The following is a 20,958-nucleotide window of genomic DNA, read 5'->3' as shown; positions in this document are numbered from 1 at the left end:
GGCTAGAGAAGTCGATCCTTGCAGGAGTTGGTATGACGTAACTTATTAGCGCGCCGGCAGTTCTCCTACTTGAACACATAGGAGCCTGACACCTTGAGCGCAAACATGCCCTTCTTTGCGAACTTTAGTCTCGCGGCAAGCTCTGAATTATCTAATACCACTACTACTCCGTCCCAGTCATCAACGAAGGCTGTCCCACCACACACAGGGCATACGTCTGAGTCCCTAGGGACCAGCGCGCCGCAGTTTTTGCATGCCTTGTAAGGCATTCTCTTTGTTGGCGCCCTAACAGGCACTTTGCTCTCCTTGTTAAGTGAGGTTATAGTAGCTGCTTAAAAGGCTAGTTACCTTCAAAAACACCTTATAAATTCTCCTGACAAGTCCGCTCACTACACATTATCATGTATTGCTATTATTTTATGTTTAGAGTTACCCATACCGTAGTATCTCACAAGTAGACACTTATATAATTTCACACAAAGAGCAATCAAAAAGTGCCGAGGTGAATGCACGTGCCCAAGGATATAGAATTCGAAGACGAGGAGGGAGAGGAAGAGACTGAAGAGCCTGAGGAAAGCGAAGAGGAGGAAGGGTGGGACGAAGAATACGTAGGCGACGAGGAGGGAGAGGAAGAGGAGGACTGGGGAGAGGAAGAGGGCGGCGAAGAGAGCGAGGAGGGAGAGGAAGAGGGAGAAGAGGAAGAGGAGTTCTAAGATTATATATCTCAAGTTTTTCAGAAGCGCCAGCCTTTTAAACATAACAGGCGTAAAGCTTAACGAGAGTTAGAGAGCCTATGGAGGGCGGCAGGGAAAGCGGCTCTAAGGATACTGCAGGACCCTTGCATGACGCCAGCACCCCGCAGCAGGAGTATACACAGATGGTAAATGGCGACAGTAACCTCAAGTTCCTCCTGTTCAAGGTGCTAAGCGCCCTTAAGCACTTCTATTCCTTTAAGGAACTCGAAAGCAGACTCGGGGTCTCAGCGCAAATACTTTGGCGTTATGTCTCTCTCAGGAGCGTCCCAGAGAGGGTGACGGCGGAGAAGCTACTCCAAAAGATAGAGAGGGAGGGGCTCATAGATGAAGCCATAAAGAAGTCCCTACAAGACAGCGATGAACCGTGGCAGATACTCAGCAACCCTGGTATAATGACGCTGGCTGAGCTTAAGGCCATGGAACTGTTCAAGGGTGAAAAGGTAAGCGCTATAGTGACCGGCAAGGACGGGTATTCAACAGCCTTTGGGGCCATGCTCTCTGACGCGTTTCACTGCAGGTTATGCGCCCCTTCAAGCACCCCCTACTCACGCCATATAATAGTCAAAAACTATAAAGTTGCGCAGGATTACTACGACTCGCTGATCTTCCCTAAGGAATGCGTCCCACGCAAAGGCAGGGTAGTCATAGTTCTCGTAGATGGAAATAAGCTCTTCCAGCTCTCATCGCTCATAGATGTCGTCAGAGTTAGGCAAGCCTCTCTGGCCGGGGTCGTTGTAGTGATGGGGTCTGAGAACAAACTTAAAGAGTTCTTAAAGAACAAACTTGGCATCGAAGTAAAAGTTGTTTCTCTCATGGATTTTTGCGACCGTAATCCTCAAGAGTGCAGGAAAGTCTCACCGAGCGAGACTGTAACAGAGTTCTGAGTTATTGGGCCAAGACTAGAGGTCCCGAAAGTGGCGCAAAACCTAAACTAACACTTTATGACTTATTGTTAATTGGCGCGCCGTGCAACTCTAGTTATTACAATTTAAATCCTTTAAAAGCCACAAAATATTGGGGACAGCTTGTGCTATCAGACGCAAAGAAAAAAAGTTCCTCATTAGGCAAGATAGGCGAACTTAAGATATTGAACGTTATTGATTTAGGCCGTTCCTCCAAGATTTCAGTAAACCCACAGACGAAGCTCTCAGAAGTAAGAAGGATCGTGCGGGAGGAAGCCGTTAGGAGCGTTGCTGTAGTCGACAATGATGGCAGATTGCTTGGCATCATAACTAGGGGCACCATACTCACTGTGGCGTCCTCCAAAACTGAGGCCGTGGCTGGTTCCCTGGCCGAGCAACCCCTAGTTACTTTAAGGCCCGACCAGTCTGTTAAGGAGGCAGTGTCCCTTATGATAAAGGCTGATGAGTGGGCATCACCAATAGTTGGCCTTGATGGCCGCTTCCTTGGCTTCTTTACATTTGATGACCTGATCTCGCTGGCAGCCAACTATTGTAAGGATGACCTTAAAGATCTTGTGATTGAGAATTACATGACTAAGGGACCCGTCGCCGCTGAAGAGGATGAATTCATCTCTAAGATATGGAATAAGATGCGGGAGCTTAGGTATGCGGGTCTCCCAGTAGTTGATTCCAATGGGAGGCTCGTAGGTATGATAACGCAGTATGACCTAATTAGCAAAGGTTACAGCAGAATACACCTTGAGAGCGAGGCTGGAGCATCACGGGGGCCTCGCGTTAAGGACGTTATGACGCGGGGACCCATTTATCTGTTCCCTTGGTCCACAGTCTACGAAGTCGTGAGCCTAATGTCAAGGCACGGCTACGGAAGGATCCCCATAGTTAATTCCAGTAAGGAACTTAAACTAGTAGGCATCATTGATAGAGAAGACATAGCCAGGCTGGTGACGAGGTGAGATAAAAGTGAACAGACAGAACAATCTCAGACTATCGAGGAGCGCCAAGGTAGTGTCTACAGTGGGAGTTCGCAGGTGGGAAGGCACTAAATATCTTAGAGCTGACTCCGAGCCTAACTGGAGCCAGAGGGTCAAGGAAAAGGAGGGCGACATCATTTCGATAGCGTCAAAGCCCGCCATATCTATAACCTTCACTAGCACAATACTAGAGGCCCTGGAGCTTATGTATTCAAAGAGAGTGAGGGGGCTAGTGGTCGTCGATTCAAGTAACAAGCTGAGGGGCACCATTATGGCAACTGACATCGTGAATTACCTGGGAGGAGGGAAGCTTTACTCTATAGTAGAGCAACGTCATAAGAGGGACGTATTTAGCGCATTGAGGTCCGAGAGCGTTGAAAGCCTTATGAACCCGACACCTCTTTATGCTACCACCTCGTCAAAGCTCTCAGAGGTCCTTAGGATAATGGTGCTCAATGGTATAGGCCTCGTACCTATAATTTTAAGCGATGGCACGCCTTACGGAGTAGTTACAGAACATGACCTAGTAAGATACCTTGTAAACAAAGATGTCAATGTCAAAGTAAAGGACGTTATGACAACCAGCTTAGTTGCGGCATTTGAAACTGACTCTCTTAAGAGGGCTGCGCAGCTGATGTCTTTATATGGATTCAGGAGGATACCTGTGCTCTCCTCGGACGGCTCCTACCTGGTTGGCGTTGTAAGCGCTATGGACTTTATCTCATACTTTGGATCTCACGAGGCTTTTGAGAAGCTATCTAGCTATGACATAGAAGACGTGCTCTCCACCAGGGTTTCAGAAATTATGAGCAAGGACGTCGCCACTATTAACGAAGACGCTGATATTGCAGAGGCGGCTTCACTGATGAATGCCCGTAACACCAACAGCCTCATAGTTGTAGATCAGAATAACGAAGTTAAGGGTATAGTTACAGAGAGGGATGTACTTATCTCAATTGCCTTGAGGTGAGGCATGTGGCTCCGAGAGTCTCCACTTATATGAGCAGTCCAGTCTATGTCGTAAAACCTAACGATACGCTTGCTCATGCCAGAAATCTGATGCTCAAGAAAGACATAGGGAGGCTTGTCGTTGTAAATGAGTCAGAGAAGCCTGTTGGAGTTATAACCATGACCGATATCATAGACTCGCTCTACGGCTCGAATTATTATAGACCCCTCGATGACATAAAGGTCTCCGAGGCTATGAGCAAGAATATAATAACCATAGATCAAAACAAGAGCCTTAGAACTGCGGCCTCGCTCATGATGAGACACAAAGTAGGTGGGCTTCCAGTAGTTGATAAGGATGGAAAGCTTGCGGGTATAATCACCCGCACAGATGTAGTAAGAGCCTATGGAGATAGGTACGAGGGCAAACTAAAGGTCCTGGACATCATGAGAACGGACTTCCCTAAGGCCAGCCCTACCCATAGCATATATTACTTAGCAAAGCTGATAGAGTCGAGCCCAGTGCGCAAAGTAGTAATTGTGGACAGCGACGGAAGGCCCATAGGCGTGGTCTCTAAGAAGGACCTAGCCTTTGCCTATATGCCGTCGGCCCTCTTCATGGCCAGGGGCAAGGACAGGTATATAAAAAACAAGGTCGTAGACCCACTCAAGGATAAGATAGTGAGCCTTAGGAGTTACTTAGTGCCAGTAGCCGAGGATATAATGTCAAAGGAGCTTATAACGGCCAAGGGCGATGAGGATTCCGCAGCAGTTGCAAGGTCTATGTCAGCTGAAAGAATAGGCTGCGTACCCGTGATCGACGATGCAGGAAAGTTAATTGGAATAGTTACCAAGCAAGACATAGTGCAACTGGCAGCCAGAGTTCTTTAATTACCAAATATCGCACTAATTATATAATTTGGGCTGAAAGGCCTTAGGTCGCTGTAGTTTTGCCCTACACCTACGTAAATCACGGGTTTCTTGGTGGTTGCTGCAACAGATATGGCTACGCCCCCCTTTAGGTCCGCGTCCAACTTGGTGAGTATTATAGCGTCGATGCCCACGTTCTCGTTAAAGCTCTTTGCCTGTTCAACAGCGTCGTTACCTGTAAGGGAATCGACCACCAGTACTCTCAGGTCAGGATTAGCTACCCTGACTATCTTCTTAAGTTCGGACATTAGATCGGCATCTACGTGCATCCTGCCGGCCGTGTCGATTAGAACAGCGCACACCCTTCTATTCTTAGCATAATTTATGGCGTTGTAGGCCACGCTTGCAGGATCAGCGCCGTAGCTGCCACCTATAAATGCAACCCCTAGCCTCTCAGCATGCGTTCTCAGCTGTTCCTGGGCCCCTGCCCTGAAGGTATCAGCGGCAGCTATAACTGGAGTCAGCCCCGAGCTTTTTAGCATGTAGGCTACCTTTGCAATAGTTGTCGTTTTTCCAACTCCATTTACTCCGAAGAACGTTATCACGTAGGGCAGCCCTGAGCTGCACTTCCTCTTAGCCTCGGACACTAGGTCGATGCCGTTGCTGAATAACGTAGCTATGTAGCTCTTAAGAGAATTTAAGACGTAATCCTCTACATTGATGCCTCTTGGTACCTTACTTCCAATAAGCTTAGTCCTAAGCTCCATGACTATGGATTCTGCAACATCATAGGCTACGTCCGCTTCGACGAGGTTAATCATAAGCTCCTCCAAGGGGGTTTCCAGGTCTTTCTCGCTCAGTTCTTTCTTCTCAACAGCCTCCTTTATAGATGCCGCGAAGCCCTTCAACGCGCTTCTCAGCTTATCGAACACAACGGCTCAACCCTGCCTGGTCCTGCCCTGCTGGGCTGAGGCCACGGCCTGCTGGATCACGCTTTCATATTGGGCCTCCAGGGACTCCAGCTGGGCGAGCCTCTGGCTCACCTCATTTATTAACTTGTTAAGCTCGCCCTCCCGCTCGCTCAGAACCTTAAGGCCCTCGGTTACATCAAGCTTTGCGTATATGTCCGCCCCAAGATGAATTATCACCTTATTTCTGTCGCTTGGCGTTGCCTCTACCAGGGCCTCGTAGCCGCTGCTCAACGGGAAGAGCACTGGGGAGCCCTCAGGGGACCTGGCTATCGCGTCAAGGCCTTCCTTGGTCCTGGTGACTGAGTCCCTCTGAGCTACCAGCTGAGTGAGGAGGTCCCTTAAGTTTGAAACTTCGGCCCTTATTGCGTCTAGCTGAGCCACTAGGTCGTCAAGTGTCACGACGCGCTTTTGCTGCTCAGCCAAACTTTACTTCACCCTGGTAGCCTCTGCTAGGGAGAGTATATGTGCATCTGTCACCTGTTCTAAGGGAATTTCCTTCACACTGAGAATCCTTATATGATACCTCTTCAGCTTATGCCTGCTCCCTAGCTCTGAGTAGACTCTTTCGAGAGCATCCCTTTCCTTGACTGATCTTACAAATACCTTAAATTTATGCCATTCCGGGAACTTATCATGAGATAGCATCATCTGGCCCTCTACCAGGTATACCTTCGGCCTCGTGTCGCTGCTCATGAGTAAGCCCCTCTCAGCCAGTTAGAACTTACCTGAAATAAAAGCGTACTGCCGCCTCAAATGCATTGGCAATGGGATGTGATAGCATGGTCTCTTATCGGCACTGTCGGGTTGAGCCAGTGAACTCACAAACAGCAGTGCTAAGAGGCGCACAACTTCTTCGAGAAGGTCTTGCTCCGCTTCAAAATAACTTAATAACGCAGGGTCGCAGCAGATATGAGGTGCTTAACTTATGCCAAAGAAAAGGGAGAGCAGAGGAAGAAGAAAAGGCGATAAGGGCAAATCTAAGATGATTCAGTGCGACAACTGCGGAAGGCTTGTTCCTGAGGATAAGGCTATCTGCGTCACAAGGAATTACTCTCCCGTCGACCCACAGCTTGCCGCAGAACTTGAAAAGAAGGGAGCTATAATACCTAGGTACCCGGTCACCAAGTGCTACTGCATAAGTTGTGCCATACACTATGGCCTAGTTAAGATAAGGCCTGAAGACGAAAGAAAGCCAAGACTGAACTTAATCTAAACCTGGCCTAAAATAAACTACCTAAAGAGGGCTGCGCAAGGATATCTTTCAGTACTTGCTAAAGCCCCTTTCTTCACTCAAGTAATTTTAACGTAATGTAGCAGGAGCCGACGCTATAGAATAACAATCATAAAGCCGAGGCGACTAACTATTTTATCTTTACCTCTAATAAGGGCGTTAGGCGGCCTTTACCTTAGCCAGCTCCTTCCTCTTAGGCCTCAGATCCTTACTATGGCACCTCCTGCACTTAGTGGCGCCCGGAGGGTTATGAGCACCGCACTTCCTGCATATAAGTACATTGAACACCCTATCCTGGACGATCTTAACCAGCTCTGGGTCAGTTACTGGCATGCTCAGTACCTCCTGCAGATCTTACCTTTCATCCAATAGGTTTTTAAGCGTTATAGAGCCTTAATTAACCTAAAAATTTTTATAGCAGAAAATGCATTCTAATTAGTGGCGCAATACATATGTACGCAAGTTCGGGCAAACTTTCCATAGGTGAGGAGGCGTATTTAAGGGCCCTCACGGGCAGGTTAGTGGGCATAGGGCTCTTCAAGGGCTTCAACAGAATTGCAGTTATACCTTACCCTGACAGAATATGCGAGTCCATAGCTGCGGCGGCCGCAACTGCGTACCTAGACACCTATGGCTACGGCCCCGGCAAGGTCGCCTTCTTTGACTATACAGACAACATGGATGACGTTGCCAAGAGGATAGTTGCATGGGGCGCGGAGGCCGTCTACATAGCCTTTGGCGGGGAGCAGAGGATGAGCGACGTTGCTAAGATGGTCCTGCAGACGCTAAAGTCGCTCAGGTCAGCCAATTATAGAGGGTCGCTCCTAATACACGTCAGGGCATGGCTGGCTACCAAGCAGTTCTCGACCATAACGTCTGACCCAGACCTGAGGGAGTACCTGAGGTCGCTGAAGGAGATCAGGCTATTCACTGCAGACGCGAACTCAAAGAAGTTCTTCTTCCACACAGTTAATGTAGCCCCTGATGGCGGCGTGTCGCTAGCCAAGTACATGGAAATGGACATAACAGATGAGCATGCAAACCTGCTGAAGCTTTCCTTGCCGCCCCAGTGACGCTACTAATCTTTTTAAAACTCAATAGCCACCTGGTCTCCGAAGGGCCCGTAGCTCAGCTCGGTGGAGCGCCCGGCTGATATCAGCCAGGTATGTCAGAGACCGGGCGGTCGGGGGTTCAAATCCCCCCGGGCCCATCACATAAAAGGCCTGAGGCCTCCTGCTTGGGGGTGCTCGCAATGGATGTGAAGGATATGATACCTTCGGTTGTTGAAAGCGCCGACAGGTTCCTTAAATCGTTAGACTCGGACAGAGAAGAGATAGTCAAAACGTCAAGAGATGTCATAAGGTACAGCGGCTGGAGCATTACCTACCTACATCAGGGTGATATAGCCAAAGCTAAGGAAAATCTGGACAAGTGCGAGGATCTCACCAGAAGAATGCTTGACCTTTCCTCCGCCCATCCTGAGCTTGCGTACTCTGGACTAGTATATAATGCAGTAAGTGAGTACGTGGAGGCCAAACTCTTTTACTCTATAGTAGTCGAAGGTAAAGTTCCCAGCTTTGAGGAACTCAAAGTACATCCAGTGCCTTATCTGCAGGGGCTAGGTGATGTGGTTGGAGAACTTAGAAGGCTCGCGCTTGAAAAGTTAAGACAAGGCGACATTGATCTTGCATGGAAGCTCTTAGAAATCATGGAGGCCATATATACTTCGATGAGATCTCTCGACTATCCTGATTCCGTGCTTCCCGGAGTTAGACATAAGGTCGACGTTGCAAGAAGCCTTATAGACGACACTAAAGCGATTCTGGTTGACATCCAGTCTAGAGAAGAACTTAAAAGAGCATTAGCTGAGGCTAGAAGGGTCTAACTTACAAAACCAAGACTCCTTCTTCTGATGACAAAAAGAACGACAAGTCCCGCCCCCGGAAGGGGCGGGGAGAAGGTTCAGTTTCCTTATGACCCTCTTTTAAGAGCCGATTTAAGTCCCCTTAGCCTAAGTTTTTCATGAAGGCACATGACTAGACTAGAAGTGGCTAGCCTAGGATATGCGGCTGCTGAGGCAATACCCCTTTTCCATATATTAAGCGGCGGGTCCGTTATGAGGGTGGTAGTTTTCTCCAAGACTTCATATTCCGCGGAAAACTGCGACAATTTTAGCGATCTCGGTGAAGTCTACAGGCTCTCTGCAGAAGGCCCTTCCCTGAAGAGCCTTAACAGCCAAGACATCTTAAAGGTTGCAGAGAGGTGGAAGGTATCAGGGCTTGTCTTCGATGTAATTAAGCCCATGAAGGAACTTGGCGAGTTGACTAAAGATATAAGAAGTCGTGAACTTAAGGTCGGCATTAAGACGCCATCACTGGAAACTCTGGAAGGCTTGGACTTTCTTGCAATAGATTACCTGAAGCACTGCCACAGCGGTTATACCTACAGCGGGCTCGACCTTGATAGAACCCTCAGGCTCGCAAAGGAGCTCGGTCAATGGGTTGAGGTAAACACGTACCTGGAAAGGCCTAGGGTTGAGGACGTGCTCGGGGAGGCGGAGGTAACCGCAAGCTACGGCTTTCCACTTCACGTACATTTGCTCGAGCATGAAGGCGGTGGCGCTGTTAGATACCTCTATAACAGCCTGCTTAGGGTTAATCCCTACACATATGTCCACGTAGATCTCTATGAGCAGCTAAACACCTATTGCCCAAGATGTGGGAGCCCTGTGGCCTATAGGGAGGGCAGCGCGCTCAGGTCGCTTGAGCTAAAGGATGGAACCAGGTGCTGGAAATGTGGCTTTGAACTTCCGTTTCATTATGTAATATCAAAGAAAACCTCCGCCCAGCTACTAGCTCTAAGCGGTGGAGGAACTAGGTGGTACGACCCTAGAGCGGTGATCATATAATGAACAACGAGCAGAAGCCTAACCTGAGGGAAGCTAAGTTCTGGGAGCCCCTTGCAGACAGGAAGGGCTGGGTCAAGTGCAACCTCTGCCACAGGCGCTGCCTAATAGCGCCAGGGAGGTGGGGCGCCTGTGGCGTTAGGAGGAACCTAGATGGAAGGCTTTACACCTACGTGTACGGGCTCCTCACGGCTTATAATCTGGATCCCATAGAGAAGAAGCCTCTGAGCCACTTTAACCCAGGGAGTGAGGTGCTAAGCATATCCACCGTTGGCTGCGACTTCTACTGCCAGTTCTGCCAGAACTGGGAGATAAGCCAGAGCAGGCTTGAGAAGGGCCTTTACGGCGAGTACCGCTCCCCTGATGATGTTGTCAGAGATGCCATCAATGTTGGCGCTGACGGTATCTCATACACCTATAATGAGCCAACAATAATGTATGAGTACATGTATGACGTGGCTGTCCGCGCCAAAAAGTTTGGCCTCTTCAACACTATGGTCACCAATGGCTACATGACGCCTGAGGCTGTGGATGAGATCGGAAGTTACATGGATGCCGCCACAGTGGACTTCAAGGGCGGCGGCAACAAAGAGTTCTATAGGAAGTTCATGGGAGTGCCGGACCCTGAGCCGATATTTGAGACCCTTAAGGCCATGAAAGAGAAAGGTATATGGATTGAGATCACGAACCTTGTGGTCCCAAAGTACGGTGATAACGAGGACGACATAAGGAAGCTTGCGAGATGGATAGTCGATAACCTAGGCGACCGGGTGCCCTTCCACTTACTAAAGTTTTACCCTGAGTATAAGATGATAGACCTTGAAAGCACTCCTGTCAAGACGCTTGAGAGGTTGGCCAAGGCAGCCAAAGAGGAGGGCCTCAAGTATGTCTATATAGGCAACGTACCCGGTCATCCACTGGAACATACTTATTGCCCCAGCTGCGGCTACCCCGTGATAGAAAGGTATGGCTTTTATGTAACCGCGTGGCGTCTTACCAAGGACAACAGATGTCCCAGGTGTGGGGCCAAGATTGATATAGTTGGCGCCTTTAGAAATAAAGCTGGAGCAGCCTCTATACCACTAATGTGAGCCTTAATATGCCATCTCCCTGGTGTTTTCCTGATCCGACCCGAAAGTCCGCAGAAAACAATATTAGCTCTACAGGGTTCTTTTCTTAGGCCTGTGAGAGCCTAGGAGTGAGAAGTATGAAGTTCTGTCCCAGATGTGGAGGCGTCATGGTTCCAGTTAAGAAGGGGGATAAGACCATACTTAAGTGCACCAGGTGCGGTTATGAAATGGCGCTTGACAAGTCAAGCGAGAGGGATTACAAGGGTGCCTCCAAGGCTGACGAGAAGAAGGTGCTGACGACTACCGTCGTTAGTAAGGAGGTTCAGCAGAACAAAGAGGAGAGCAAAGAGGAGCTAGAGCAGGCCAAAGAAGATTATTACGAGCTTGTGCTCGATGAAATGGGCGAATATGGGGATCAGACCTCGTGAATGAGAAATATACAGACGTTAGCCACATTCTTCTAGGCCTGTCCACTTTTTCATAGCTCTATGACCAGAAGAGCGCTGATATTGCTTAGGCTTAAGAAACTACGGCGCTTTGCTGGCCTGCCTTCACGGCCTGCTGAGCCGTTGGCACAGCTGCTATCGAGGTAGCGTAAGAGGGTGGTGTGAGAACCTTTACCTTAGCTATCTCGACTTTCCTTATAGAGCATATCTTTCTCACTCTCGCCGTTATTTCTTGCGCCAGGCTGCCCTCCTGGTCGCTGAACACGGCGGCCTTGACGAAGTCGTCAAATGTCATCTGAGGTACCTTGCTTTCAAGCACTTCCTTCATGAGAAGCCTTATAGAGCGCTTCTGACTGCTTTTGCACCTAAACTGGGTCCACGTTACTGCAGTTACTCTCACCGTTACACCGTCTTTGGTTGTAAGCTTATGTATGAGAGCTATCTTACTGCTCTTCCTCCTTGTAAGGCTTCTTAGGTAATCTCTCATAAGTTCTACGCCCTTAACGAAAGTCTTTGCGGTAGTCCCATCAACGCCGTATATTTGGAACTTTAGCTTGGTGTTAACATGCGTGAAATCGCCAGTTATGTCGTAAAGTGTTATCTCTACCGTTCTTCCCGGCAGGTAAGAGGGGTCCAGTGCTGGAACAGAGGCTATTACCATGCCTCCGAGGGACTCGGGTGCCACTACATCATACCACTTCTTTATCCTCCAGCTCTCCCTTGTAGCCACTTTTGGCCTTGGCATTACCGCTCCTCCCAGAACCTCTCACCGTTAGGGATTATAAAATGTTCATGTCAGCTGCAGGGTGCCGAATAAAGGTTTAAATCCAGTATGGGTTCCAGGAGGCTGGGATGAGCGAATGCACAAGAAGAGCAGGAAGGGTCAATCACACTCCACAAGGCCCGCTCACCCGAGGCCTCCGTCATGGCTGTCTCTCACGCCTGACGAGATAGAGACCATAATTGAGCAGCTGGCGCAGAAGGGGTACACGCCAAGTCAGATAGGCTTAATACTTAGGGATCAGTTTGGAGTCCCGCTAGTGAAGCCCATACTTGGCAAGAACATAACTGACGTGCTAAAGGAGAGAGGCCTTGAGCCCAAGATACCTGAGGACCTCTTCAACCTCATGAAGAGGGCGGTAAACCTAAGGAGGCACCTCCAGGAGCATCCCAAGGACTTTGACAGCAAGCGTGGCTTGATACTCGTAGAGTCAAGGATAAGGAGGCTTGTGAGGTACTATAAGGAGGTAGGCAAGCTGCCGTCTGACTGGGAGTATGACCCAGAGAGGGCCAGACTCTTGGTCGCAGGCTCCTCGTAGCCTAAGCTCTTTGTAACCACAGTGTAGGCTCTCTGGCTATATTTAACGCCTTTGCTAATAATATAGCGACCAAGCGGTGATTGAAGGGTGCTAGCAATAAAGATAGAGCCAGGGCAAAACTTGGATAAGTCGTTAGCCTCTGCCGGTTCCGCGCTTAAAAATCTCATTAAGGCGGCCTCTGAGGAGGGCTTCTTAAGGATAGTCTCGGCAACAAGCTCGGAATCTATAGTGGCTCTACTGATAGCCTTCTCTGTTCTCAACAAGAAGAGCTTCACGGTCTCCGCGTCAGTGTCGCCTAAGCCTCCTACGGCTATTTACGAGCCTACTCTTCTGCTTGGATTTCAGTCACCCTTAGGCTACACCAACGAGACCACGAGGGATTCCGTGGTAGCTATTTCCTCGGGCATCAATGAGCCTCCACCGCTCAACGCCTCATATATATCCTGCGAGGGCAGCGTCGGCGCATGCACCTATATGGCCTTAAAGAGCGCCAATGAGACCGCTATTGAGCCCGAATACGCTGTCCTCTCAATTTCATCTACATATGCCAGCAGGTACATAGATGTCGCAGGGCACATGGCAGGTCTAGATAAAATATTAGCCTCAGCTCTGGCGAACGATGATAAGGTCTCCCTCTTTATGCTAACCTCTGTAAAGAGTTACAGGGCTCACCTGCTTGATGTCTGCGACTCGCTTCAAGTTACTTTAGATCCGTTCTACAAGGGGCTCACAGGTAACAAGGAACAATGCATGGTTCTGTTCGAGTCAAGTGGCCTCGGAGGCCTAGCAAGAAAGAGGGCCTCTATGATGGATGTAGATGAGCTTAACGCGCTCGCAAAAACCATCTTAACATACCTTAAAGATGTTGTAAAAAGGCCTTTTGACGTCACAGAGTTCGTTGGAGGCAATTATCTTGCATCGGAGAAGCTAATTATAAACGACCCAAGAGAAGCGCTTAACCTAGTAGAGCTCTCTAGTGAGACCTGGGGACTTCAAGCAGCCGCGTCTTTGGCTTCCAACTATGATGAGGAATACCCCCAGGCGTCTTCCCAACTAAACCTTGTGGCTAACACGATAACCGATATAGTCGATAATGTTAAACTTGTTGACGAAGGTTACATATCGGGCTTCAAGGTCTACTCCATTAAGGACGTCAGCCCTTCTGCGCCTCTTCAGTTACTCTGGAGAGCCTTGAAGCTGCTTGGGTATATAGATCCACGCTCGCTCCTTGCAGTTGAGAGCGACGATGGGCTTCTCATCTCATTGCCGCAGGTTTATGAGGCCTTTGGTTATATAGGAGTTAGTAAGCTGACCTCGCTGGAGGGGGCAGAGCCCAGGGGCGTAAGGATATGGATTCCTCGCCAGCATCAGTAAGTTTGCAAATTATAGTGTCGCGCAATGATGTTGATATGGTCGCCGTGGCCAGAGCCTTACAGCCCGATAACATAAGGGCTCCGAAGGATCTTAAGATAGCCTGCGAGCCTGTTGATGATGAGACTCTCGTCTGCAACATAGAGGTTTCACCGGCTGAGGACCCCGCAAAGATACTGACGCTAAGAAACACCTTTGATGACCTCATTATTAACATGAAGGCAGCCATAGATTCCCTGGCGAAGGCTTCTAAATTTACAAGGTAGCGATCTACTTGTCGCCGCGTGCAACCATTATACACTTCATGAGTCTTTAGCGCATAAGGAAAGGTTTTAGCTACCTCCACCTCAGTGAAAGGGGGACCTAGGTTGGTGAAGAAGCTAATTTATGTGGTCCTTGACGGAGCCGCTGATGGCCTTAACGCGCCCAAGAGCTCTCTTGGAACGGCATTTAAGCCAAACATAGACAGGCTGGCATCAAATGCCGTCTGCGGGCTCGTCTACACTGTAGGCAAGGGCATTGCGCCGGAGAGCGATGAAGCGGTTATAAGCATACTTGGCTATGACCCGCACAAGTACTACACGGGCCGTGGCCCCCTCGAGGCCGTGGGTGCTGGAATAGCATTCAAGGAAGGCGAAGTCGCACTGAGATCTGATCTAGCAACTGTAGATCCAACCACGATGAGAATAATAGACCGCAGGGCTGGCCGCAACGTATCTGACGCCGAGGGCAAGGAATTAGCTAAAGCCATAGATGGCATGAGGCTAGATTATGGACATGGAGTAGCGCACTTCGTCCACACTGTAGCGCATCGTGGAGTTCTCGTGCTAAGCCATGATGAAATAAAGCTCAGCGCCAACATAAGCAACACTGACCCTGCTTACGAGAGGGAGGGGCTCATAAGTAAAGCCAGGCAGAGCTTTGAGCCTTATGTCCTTAAGAGCAAGGCCCTTGACCCCTCCGACAAAGGCGCCGTTAAGGCGGCCGAGCTGCTTAATGAGTTCACGGAGAAGGCCATAAACACGCTAGACAAGCACCCAGTCAATGAGGCCAGAAGGAGGGCAGGCAAGCTGCCCGCTAACGCCGTGCTTTCAAGGGACGCCGGGGACAGCCTGCCAAAGGCGCCTAGGATAAGCGACCTTCACGGCCTCAACTTTGCCAGCGTAACTGAGATGCCAGTGGAGAGGGGTATTGCAATAACCTTCGGCTTACATGACCTGCACTACGAGACTGAAGGCAAAAGCAAGGAGCAGATACTTAGGGAGGAGGCGGACCTGGTTATAAACAACTTAGATAAGTTTGACGCGTTCTACATTCATTTAAAGGGCCCAGATGAGCCAGGTCATGATGGTAACTATGAGGCTAAGAGGGCCTCTATAGAGCTTATAGACAAACACTTCTTCTCGCGCCTCCTCAGCTCTATAAACCTTGATGACGCCCTAATTATAGTGACCTCTGATCACTCAACCCCCTGGTACCTTAAGAGTCATAGCGACGATCCAGTACCAATAATGTTCTCCAACCCATCTATAAAGGAAGGTCATAGCAAATTTGACGAGGTCACCTGTTCCAGGGGATCGCTCGGGGTGCTCAGCAGCGGAACGCTCATAGTGCCCACTGCCTTAAAAATTATGAAGTCCATTGGGATGCCTTAAGGTCCTCTGCGGCGACTCATTATTGCTTAAAATTTGCAGTGAGGTCGTTTTAGTTCGAACAAAGCTGGGGTGTGCTAAGGGTGCCAGGAAGAGAGGAGCGGCCCCCACTAAGGATAGTGATTTCGGATCCCTCTGCAAAGGGGCTCGAACTCAAGGTTAAGGTTAAGGGAATAGACGATGAAAGCATAGCTTACACGGACTCTATGAAGAAGACTAAGGAAGTTGAGAGAACGGAGCTTCCGAAGGTTAAAATGAGCTCCAAGCTGGCGCAGAAGCTTGGCCTCGATGAGGTCGGCGTGGTAACCTTATCTTTCAGGTCCGAGGGCAGTAAAACTAACGTGCCAGCTAAGGTCATAATTGATGACTCGGTGCCCGAGAATGAGGTGTGGGCCCACAAGGCCCTAGTCAGTGAGGCGGCCGGGAGCGACGAAGCTGAGGCCTACGTCTTTAAGGCTAAGGCCTGGCAGATAGCAGTCCCTGACGATGTGGCCATAAGGCTTGCAGGCCTTAAGATAGGCGATGAGTTTGATGGCGTGCTTATAGGCATGCCTGGCATAACGATGAGAATAACCGGCGGCACTGACGCCTCAGGATTTCCTATGCACCCAGGACTTCCAGGGTCTGTAAGAAGAAAGATAGTGCTCAGCGGCCCTCCAGGGTTCCATCCCCAGAAGGAGGGTGAGAGGAGAAAGAAGACCGTTCGCGGCAACAGGGTTCCAGACCCTAGAGCCGAGAGAAGAAAGACCTCGCTGGCGCAGCTTAATATAATAATAGTCAGACGTGCAGAGCAGAAGGCGGCCGTGCAACAGTGAGAGGCCTTTTAAGAGCTGCTATGTCGTAAGCTGTTTTGTGCGACCTTTAACAAAGGCACCTTAGCTTAAAAGGGAGTGCAAAGATAGATAAGGTGGTGCTATAAAGCTTGTCGGAGGAGAGCGCCACCGAAGTCAAGCGTGAAGATGAGGAGAGGCCACAACCAGAAATTAACGTGGGGGTTGTGGGTCACGTAGATCATGGTAAGACCACGTTAGTCCAGGCCCTGACAGGAGTTTGGACTATGAGGCACAGCGAGGAGATAAAGAGAGGTATGACTATAAAGCTTGGCTATGCTGATGGCGAGATCTGGGAGTGCGAGGGCTGCGAGTTCCCAGAGAAGTTCTCTACAGAGCCCGTGTGCGAGTGCAACCCAGGCGCCAAGCCCAAGCTGCTCAGGAGGGTGTCATTTGTAGACGCCCCTGGCCATGAGATACTTATGGCCACTATGCTTTCAGGAGCAGCTCTCATGGATGGAGCTATACTTGTGGTTGCCGCCAACGAGCCAGCACCTCAGCCTCAGACAAAGGAGCACTTCCTTGCGCTCTCAATACTTGGGATCAAAAATCTCATAGTGGTCCAAAACAAAGTAGACGTAGTCTCACCCGAGAGGGCGCACGAGAGCTACAAGGAGATCAAGAAGTTCCTTGAAGGCACCTGGGCCGAGGATGCCCCAATTATCCCCGTGAGCGCCCTGAAGAGGGTCAACATAGATGCGCTTCTGGCGGCAATACAGGCGTACATACCTACGCCTGAGAGGGACCTCTCCAGCCCTCCACTGATGTATGTAATCAGGAGCTTTGACGTAAATAGACCAGGCACCCCCCCAAGTGAGCTAGTGGGCGGTGTCCTAGGAGGATCGCTGGTAACGGGTACCCTAAAGGTGGGTGACGAGATAGAGATTCGCCCAGGACTACAGGTGAAGGAAGGCGCCAAGATAAGATATGAGCCCATACAGACCGAGGTCACAAGCCTCTACTTTGGTAAGTACCCAGTCAAAGAAGCTAAACCAGGGGGCCTAGTAGCGGTGGGCACCAAGCTGGACCCATCCGTTACAAAGGCGGACAACCTGGCTGGCAATGTAGTTGGCAGGGCTGATAATATGCCTGAGGTATTTGATACGCTCAGCATAGAGCACCACCTCTTTGAGACCGTCGTAGGTATGAAGGAGAGCGTCAGGGTAGAACCAATAACCAAGGGTGAACCCCTTCTATTGGCCGTAGGCCCGGCCCTCACGCTGGGGGACGTTATATCATCTACAAAGGACGTCGTAACGGTTAGGCTTAGGAGGCCTGTGGCTGCGTGGAAGAACGTTAGAATTGCCATAAGCAGGCGCGTGGCAGGCAGATGGCGCCTTATAGGCTGGGGGCTAGCCAAAGTTTGAGGGAAGTCAAGGTCATACTTGACACCAACTTTATAATTGAGATTTCTAAGGGAACGGTTGCTCCCTCCATGATAGATGAGGTCTTGAACGCGAAGTATTCTTTAATAACAACTAACTCAATAATAGAAGAGCTTAACGAGATGTCTAAGCATAACGATGAACTTTCAAGAATAGCCAGAGCCTCGCTCGAAATAATTAGAAGGCTTAAAATCAAAGTAGTTCCTACAGACATTGCAGATGGTGATGAGTCCATCGTAAGCCTTGCAAAGAGTCTTAAGAGTGAGGATGAGCTTGTGGTGGTTGCAACCCTCGACAAGGAGCTTCAAAGGAAGTTAAGAGAAGCCGCTATACCTTACATGTCCTTGAGAAATCGTGGGAAAAGGCTAGGCTTATCATGGGATTTACTTCTCTAATTGAACCTAGAATAGCCTTGACTCAAGCCGTCACCAACTGAACGTGAACCATGTAAGAGCTTAAAAGTCGCCACTACAGGCACAAATTGCGGTGCCGCCGTAGCTCAGCGGGAGAGCGCCCGGCTGAAGACCGGGTGGTCGCGGGTTCAAGTCCCGCCGGCGGCACCTTTAATGTTAATAATTAAGGTGTAAGCTGATGACGGTTGCACTGATATTAGCAGGGGGTTATGGAAAGAGGCTTCGCCCTCTCACTGATGACAAGCCAAAACCGCTGGTCGAAGTCGCCGGAAAGCCTATAATTGTGTGGCAGATAGAGTGGCTCAAAAAACACGGTATAACCGACTTCGTGGTATTAGCCGGCTACCGCAAGGAGAAGATAATAGAGTCCCTGGGCAGCGGATCAAAGCTTGGAGTATCGGTATCATATGTCATAGAAGACGAGCCTCTTGGTACAGGAGGCGCTATAAAGAACGCAAGGCTGATTTACTCGTCACAGGAGTTTTTCATTGTAGTGAATGGGGACATCATAACCAATATAGATGTGGAGCCCCTCTTTGATAGTCTTAAAGGAGACCCTCAGGCCGTAGCAGCCATGGCGCTAGTGCAGCTTAGAAGCCCCTATGGGATTGTTGAGACGGACAACTTTAACCACGTTATCAGCTTCAAGGAGAAACCAATCATAGGCAACTACTGGATAAATGCAGGAGTTTACGTAATGAGATCCTCTATAGTTGAGTACCTGCCGGACAGGGGTGATATAGAGAGAACCGCGTTCCCTAGGCTTGCTGCTGAGAGCAAGCTCATAGCTGTTAAGTATGAGTTGACGAAAAACTACTGGAAGAGCATTGACACCTACAAGGATCTTGAGGAAGCCTCTGTAGACTTACAGGCAACGCCTTTGATTTAAGCGGAGTTACGGCCTCTTTTATACGACTAAGCGAGCGCGTGACCTTTAAGGGTAACCGCTCTCATTTTAGGTTTAGCTACTAACAGTTCTTAACGGCAGGACCTAGCTAACCTAACTAGGGAAGAGACATGTCAACGCAGTCGCAGCAGCCTAAGCTAAGACAGCCCATAGTGGTGGTCCTGGGCCACGTTGACCATGGTAAGACCAGCCTTCTCGATAAAATCAGGAGCACGGCCGTTGCTGCCAAGGAGGCGGGAGGCATAACTCAGCACATAGGAGCAAGCATAGTTCCAGCCGACGTCATAGAGAAGCTGGCGGAGCCTCTCAGGAAACTTATACCAATCAAGCTGTCGATACCGGGCCTCCTCTTCATAGATACCCCCGGGCACGAGCTGTTCTCAAACTTAAGAAAAAGAGGGGGCAGCGTAGCTGATTTTGCGATTCTAGTAGTCGACGTTACCAAGGGCTTTCAGAATCAGACCTACGAAAGCCTCGACCTGCTGCGGTCTCGCAAAGTGCCCTTCCTAGTCGCTGCTAACAAAATTGACAGAATACCTGGTTGGACCTCATACCCAGACGAGCCATTTATAATATCATACGAGAGGCAGAGCGAGGAAGCCAAGAGAAACCTCGAGGAAGTCATATATGGTAAAATAGTCCTAAGCCTATCAGAACAGGGCTTCAGCGCCGACCTCTTTACTAGGATCAAGGATTTCACCAAGACCGTGGCTGTAGTGCCCGTCTCCGCCAAGACAGGAGAGGGCATACCGGACCTTTTGGCCGTGCTTGCGGGCCTCACGCAGCAGTACCTTAAGAAGAGGCTACAGTACGCTGAGGGGCCTGCTAAGGGCTCAATACTTGAAGTAAAGGAAATACCTGGCCTTGGAACAGTGGTAGATGCCATTATTTACGATGGAGTCATTAAGGAGGGCGACACCATAGTCCTTAATGGTAAAAACGGACCAATAATAACGACTGTAAGGTCGCTCCTGATGCCAGCGCCGCTGAGTGACATGAGAGCGAAGGGCGTTAAGTTTGTGTCAGTCCCGGAGGTTCAGGCTGCCGCAGGCGTAAGGATAGCGGCCTCGGGACTTGACGACGCTTTGGCCGGATCTTCACTTTACGTAGCTACGAGCCCTGACGAAGCCAAAGAGATAGCAGAGAAGCTTAGGGGCGAGGTTAAGGAGCTCATATTTAAGGGTGACAACGTTGGAGTAATAGTTAAGGCTGACACGCTGGGAACCTTGGAGGCTTTACTGGAAGCCCTTAGAAGGCTCAACGTGCCAGTCAAGTCAGCTGATGTGGGCAACGTGAGCAAGAATGACGTGCTAGAGGCCAGCCTAACCGCCAAGGCTGACAAAAGCCTTGGAGTCATACTTGCATTTAACGTGAAGGTTTTACCTGAGGCGGAGCAGGAGGCCGCCAGAAGCGGGGTTAAGATATTCTCTGATAATATAATATATCACCTGTTGGACCAGTACACCGAGTGGCGCGAAAGGCTAAAGGAAGAAGAGATAAATGCGCAGCTAAACCAGCTGGTCAGACCTGGTAAATTCATGATACTGCCCGGCTTTGTCTTCAGAAGGAGTGACCCTGTGATAGTAGGGATAGAGGTACTAGGCGGTGTCGTAAGGCCAGGATATCCCTTGATCAGCTCCAAGGGAAGGGAGGTGGGCAGAGTCCTTGCCATAAAAGATAATGACAAAAGCCTCGATGTAGTTAGGACGGGCGCGAGGGTAGCGATCTCAATAGAGGGCAAGGTAATGGTGGGCAGACAAATAGATGAGGGCGACATAGTCTACACTGACGTGCCTGTTGACCACGCAATTAAGTTATTGACTGATTTCAGGAAATTCATAAGTGACGATGAAGTTATAGTCCTAAAGGAGATAGCAGAACTAAAGAAAAAGCTAGGTCAAAAGGAGTATGTAGTAGTCCTAAACAGGCTAGGATCCTAGGCTTTAACTGATGAGCAGCCCCTTAACATCCCTTGGCAATCATTTAGGTCC

Annotated in this window: 26 protein-coding genes and 2 tRNA genes; 22 read left to right on the top strand and 6 right to left on the bottom strand. The window is 49.6% G+C overall.

Annotated elements, in window-relative coordinates; genetic code table 11:
* Positions 1-65: 65 nt before the first annotated feature.
* A complete protein-coding gene (spt4, locus tag ASAC_RS05670) occupies positions 66-296 on the bottom strand; it encodes a transcription elongation factor subunit Spt4 (RefSeq protein WP_202965443.1) in 231 nt (76 codons plus the stop codon).
* Positions 297-512: 216 nt separating this feature from the next.
* Between spt4 and ASAC_RS07865 the strand changes: the two genes are divergently transcribed.
* The 5 genes from ASAC_RS07865 to ASAC_RS05645 all read left to right on the top strand — a co-directional run bounded on the left by ASAC_RS07865 (position 513) and on the right by ASAC_RS05645 (position 4,488).
* A complete protein-coding gene (locus ASAC_RS07865; RefSeq protein WP_158303796.1) occupies positions 513-713 on the top strand; it encodes a hypothetical protein in 201 nt (66 codons plus the stop codon).
* A gap of 80 nt (positions 714-793) precedes the next feature.
* A complete protein-coding gene (locus ASAC_RS05660; protein ID WP_013267034.1) occupies positions 794-1,639 on the top strand; it encodes a hypothetical protein in 846 nt (281 codons plus the stop codon).
* Positions 1,640-1,782: 143 nt separating this feature from the next.
* Positions 1,783-2,631, top strand: coding sequence for a CBS domain-containing protein (locus tag ASAC_RS05655; RefSeq protein WP_013267033.1), 849 nt, complete (start codon positions 1,783-1,785; stop codon positions 2,629-2,631).
* A 7-nt stretch (positions 2,632-2,638) separates the two neighbouring features.
* A complete protein-coding gene (locus ASAC_RS05650; RefSeq protein WP_238523595.1) occupies positions 2,639-3,619 on the top strand; it encodes a CBS domain-containing protein in 981 nt (326 codons plus the stop codon).
* Positions 3,620-3,648: 29 nt separating this feature from the next.
* The gene (locus tag ASAC_RS05645; RefSeq protein WP_048812847.1) at positions 3,649-4,488 is read left to right on the top strand and encodes a CBS domain-containing protein; all 840 of its coding nucleotides are present in this window, start codon (positions 3,649-3,651) and stop codon (positions 4,486-4,488) included.
* On the opposite strand, the gene ftsY is transcribed toward ASAC_RS05645, so the two are convergent.
* From ftsY to rpl18a, 3 genes are read right to left on the bottom strand one after another with little or no spacing between them, the layout of a single operon-like run.
* Complete coding sequence (gene ftsY, locus ASAC_RS05640) at positions 4,485-5,399, bottom strand: signal recognition particle-docking protein FtsY (RefSeq protein WP_013267030.1); 915 nt, start codon at positions 5,397-5,399, stop codon at positions 4,485-4,487. The genes ASAC_RS05645 and ftsY overlap by 4 nt on opposite strands.
* A 6-nt stretch (positions 5,400-5,405) precedes the next feature.
* Entirely contained in the window at positions 5,406-5,861 is a 456-nt protein-coding gene (gene pfdA, locus ASAC_RS05635; protein ID WP_083774072.1) for a prefoldin subunit alpha, read from the bottom strand.
* A 3-nt stretch (positions 5,862-5,864) separates the two neighbouring features.
* A complete protein-coding gene (gene rpl18a / locus ASAC_RS05630) occupies positions 5,865-6,131 on the bottom strand; it encodes a 50S ribosomal protein L18Ae (RefSeq protein ID WP_013267028.1) in 267 nt (88 codons plus the stop codon).
* A gap of 232 nt (positions 6,132-6,363) precedes the next feature.
* Here rpl18a and ASAC_RS05625 point away from each other — a divergent pair, with 232 nt between their 5' ends.
* Entirely contained in the window at positions 6,364-6,651 is a 288-nt protein-coding gene (locus ASAC_RS05625) for a 30S ribosomal protein S26e (protein ID WP_013267027.1), read from the top strand.
* Positions 6,652-6,828: 177 nt separating this feature from the next.
* On the opposite strand, the gene ASAC_RS05620 is transcribed toward ASAC_RS05625, so the two are convergent.
* Positions 6,829-7,002, bottom strand: a complete 174-nt coding sequence (locus ASAC_RS05620; protein WP_013267026.1) for a 50S ribosomal protein L40e — start codon at positions 7,000-7,002, stop codon at positions 6,829-6,831.
* 119 nt (positions 7,003-7,121) lie between these two features.
* Between ASAC_RS05620 and ASAC_RS05615 the strand changes: the two genes are divergently transcribed.
* From ASAC_RS05615 to ASAC_RS05590, 6 genes are all read left to right on the top strand, one after another.
* Positions 7,122-7,742 (top strand): hypothetical protein, encoded by a 621-nt coding sequence (locus tag ASAC_RS05615; protein ID WP_013267025.1) that lies wholly within the window; start codon positions 7,122-7,124, stop codon positions 7,740-7,742.
* 44 nt (positions 7,743-7,786) lie between these two features.
* A tRNA-Ile gene (locus ASAC_RS05610) sits at positions 7,787-7,879 on the top strand.
* Positions 7,880-7,912: 33 nt separating this feature from the next.
* Positions 7,913-8,554 (top strand): translin family protein, encoded by a 642-nt coding sequence (locus tag ASAC_RS05605; RefSeq protein ID WP_238523647.1) that lies wholly within the window; start codon positions 7,913-7,915, stop codon positions 8,552-8,554.
* A gap of 231 nt (positions 8,555-8,785) precedes the next feature.
* The gene (locus ASAC_RS05600) at positions 8,786-9,577 is read left to right on the top strand and encodes a hypothetical protein (protein ID WP_148217181.1); all 792 of its coding nucleotides are present in this window, start codon (positions 8,786-8,788) and stop codon (positions 9,575-9,577) included.
* Positions 9,577-10,665 carry an AmmeMemoRadiSam system radical SAM enzyme gene (amrS, locus tag ASAC_RS05595; RefSeq protein WP_013267022.1) on the top strand — a complete coding sequence of 363 codons (1,089 nt, stop codon included), beginning with the start codon at positions 9,577-9,579 and terminating at the stop codon, positions 10,663-10,665. Before ASAC_RS05600 ends, amrS begins: the two co-directional genes overlap by 1 nt.
* 116 nt (positions 10,666-10,781) lie before the next feature.
* On the top strand, positions 10,782-11,072 hold the full coding sequence (locus ASAC_RS05590; RefSeq protein ID WP_013267021.1) for a transcription elongation factor, S-II like-protein: 291 nt from the start codon (positions 10,782-10,784) through the stop codon (positions 11,070-11,072).
* A gap of 91 nt (positions 11,073-11,163) precedes the next feature.
* Here ASAC_RS05590 and ASAC_RS05585 read toward each other — a convergent pair whose 3' ends face one another.
* On the bottom strand, positions 11,164-11,835 hold the full coding sequence (locus tag ASAC_RS05585) for a 30S ribosomal protein S3ae (RefSeq protein ID WP_013267020.1): 672 nt from the start codon (positions 11,833-11,835) through the stop codon (positions 11,164-11,166).
* A 115-nt stretch (positions 11,836-11,950) separates the two neighbouring features.
* Between ASAC_RS05585 and ASAC_RS05580 the strand changes: the two genes are divergently transcribed.
* From ASAC_RS05580 to infB, 10 genes are all read left to right on the top strand, one after another.
* Positions 11,951-12,409: a 30S ribosomal protein S15 gene (locus ASAC_RS05580; protein ID WP_013267019.1), complete on the top strand. Its 459-nt coding sequence runs from the start codon at positions 11,951-11,953 to the stop codon at positions 12,407-12,409.
* Between the two features lie 120 nt (positions 12,410-12,529).
* The gene (locus ASAC_RS05575) at positions 12,530-13,783 is read left to right on the top strand and encodes a hypothetical protein (protein WP_148217180.1); all 1,254 of its coding nucleotides are present in this window, start codon (positions 12,530-12,532) and stop codon (positions 13,781-13,783) included.
* Complete coding sequence (locus ASAC_RS05570) at positions 13,759-14,046, top strand: KEOPS complex subunit Pcc1 (RefSeq protein WP_083774070.1); 288 nt, start codon at positions 13,759-13,761, stop codon at positions 14,044-14,046. The genes ASAC_RS05575 and ASAC_RS05570 overlap by 25 nt, the downstream gene beginning before the upstream one ends.
* Before the next feature lie 105 nt (positions 14,047-14,151).
* Positions 14,152-15,435 carry a BPG-independent phosphoglycerate mutase family protein gene (locus tag ASAC_RS05565; protein ID WP_013267016.1) on the top strand — a complete coding sequence of 428 codons (1,284 nt, stop codon included), beginning with the start codon at positions 14,152-14,154 and terminating at the stop codon, positions 15,433-15,435.
* Positions 15,436-15,515: 80 nt separating this feature from the next.
* On the top strand, positions 15,516-16,247 hold the full coding sequence (locus ASAC_RS05560; protein WP_148217179.1) for a 30S ribosomal protein S6e: 732 nt from the start codon (positions 15,516-15,518) through the stop codon (positions 16,245-16,247).
* A 107-nt stretch (positions 16,248-16,354) separates the two neighbouring features.
* Positions 16,355-17,629, top strand: coding sequence for a translation initiation factor IF-2 subunit gamma (locus ASAC_RS05555; protein ID WP_013267014.1), 1,275 nt, complete (start codon positions 16,355-16,357; stop codon positions 17,627-17,629).
* Complete coding sequence (locus tag ASAC_RS05550) at positions 17,626-18,042, top strand: PIN domain-containing protein (protein WP_013267013.1); 417 nt, start codon at positions 17,626-17,628, stop codon at positions 18,040-18,042. Before ASAC_RS05555 ends, ASAC_RS05550 begins: the two co-directional genes overlap by 4 nt.
* Positions 18,043-18,135: 93 nt before the next feature.
* A tRNA-Phe gene (locus ASAC_RS05545) sits at positions 18,136-18,207 on the top strand.
* A gap of 31 nt (positions 18,208-18,238) precedes the next feature.
* Positions 18,239-18,949 carry a nucleotidyltransferase family protein gene (locus ASAC_RS05540; protein ID WP_013267012.1) on the top strand — a complete coding sequence of 237 codons (711 nt, stop codon included), beginning with the start codon at positions 18,239-18,241 and terminating at the stop codon, positions 18,947-18,949.
* A 128-nt stretch (positions 18,950-19,077) separates the two neighbouring features.
* Positions 19,078-20,907, top strand: coding sequence for a translation initiation factor IF-2 (gene infB / locus ASAC_RS05535; RefSeq protein ID WP_013267011.1), 1,830 nt, complete (start codon positions 19,078-19,080; stop codon positions 20,905-20,907).
* The last annotated feature ends 51 nt before the right edge of the window (positions 20,908-20,958 follow it).

The organism is Acidilobus saccharovorans 345-15 (assembly GCF_000144915.1).
Taxonomy (GTDB): Archaea; Thermoproteota; Thermoprotei_A; order Sulfolobales; family Acidilobaceae; genus Acidilobus; species Acidilobus saccharovorans.
This window is presented reverse-complemented; position numbering and strand designations above follow the sequence as displayed.

Excerpts from the sequence above, each read along its gene's own strand:
- ASAC_RS05600 (WP_148217181.1), top strand. The coding sequence starts at position 8,786 with ATGAGGGTGGTAGTTTTCTCCAAGACTTCATATTCCGCGGAAAACTGC.
- ASAC_RS05620 (WP_013267026.1), bottom strand. The coding sequence starts at position 7,002 with ATGCCAGTAACTGACCCAGAGCTGGTTAAGATCGTCCAGGATAGGGTG.
- rpl18a (WP_013267028.1), bottom strand. The coding sequence starts at position 6,131 with ATGAGCAGCGACACGAGGCCGAAGGTATACCTGGTAGAGGGCCAGATG.
- amrS (WP_013267022.1), top strand. The coding sequence starts at position 9,577 with ATGAACAACGAGCAGAAGCCTAACCTGAGGGAAGCTAAGTTCTGGGAG.
- ASAC_RS05540 (WP_013267012.1), top strand. The coding sequence starts at position 18,239 with ATGACGGTTGCACTGATATTAGCAGGGGGTTATGGAAAGAGGCTTCGC.
- ASAC_RS05580 (WP_013267019.1), top strand. The coding sequence starts at position 11,951 with ATGCACAAGAAGAGCAGGAAGGGTCAATCACACTCCACAAGGCCCGCT.
- ASAC_RS05615 (WP_013267025.1), top strand. The coding sequence starts at position 7,122 with ATGTACGCAAGTTCGGGCAAACTTTCCATAGGTGAGGAGGCGTATTTA.
- ASAC_RS05570 (WP_083774070.1), top strand. The coding sequence starts at position 13,759 with ATGGATTCCTCGCCAGCATCAGTAAGTTTGCAAATTATAGTGTCGCGC.
- ASAC_RS05625 (WP_013267027.1), top strand. The coding sequence starts at position 6,364 with ATGCCAAAGAAAAGGGAGAGCAGAGGAAGAAGAAAAGGCGATAAGGGC.
- infB (WP_013267011.1), top strand. The coding sequence starts at position 19,078 with ATGTCAACGCAGTCGCAGCAGCCTAAGCTAAGACAGCCCATAGTGGTG.
- ASAC_RS05590 (WP_013267021.1), top strand. The coding sequence starts at position 10,782 with ATGAAGTTCTGTCCCAGATGTGGAGGCGTCATGGTTCCAGTTAAGAAG.
- ASAC_RS05660 (WP_013267034.1), top strand. The coding sequence starts at position 794 with ATGGAGGGCGGCAGGGAAAGCGGCTCTAAGGATACTGCAGGACCCTTG.
- ASAC_RS05645 (WP_048812847.1), top strand. The coding sequence starts at position 3,649 with ATGAGCAGTCCAGTCTATGTCGTAAAACCTAACGATACGCTTGCTCAT.
- ASAC_RS05585 (WP_013267020.1), bottom strand. The coding sequence starts at position 11,835 with ATGCCAAGGCCAAAAGTGGCTACAAGGGAGAGCTGGAGGATAAAGAAG.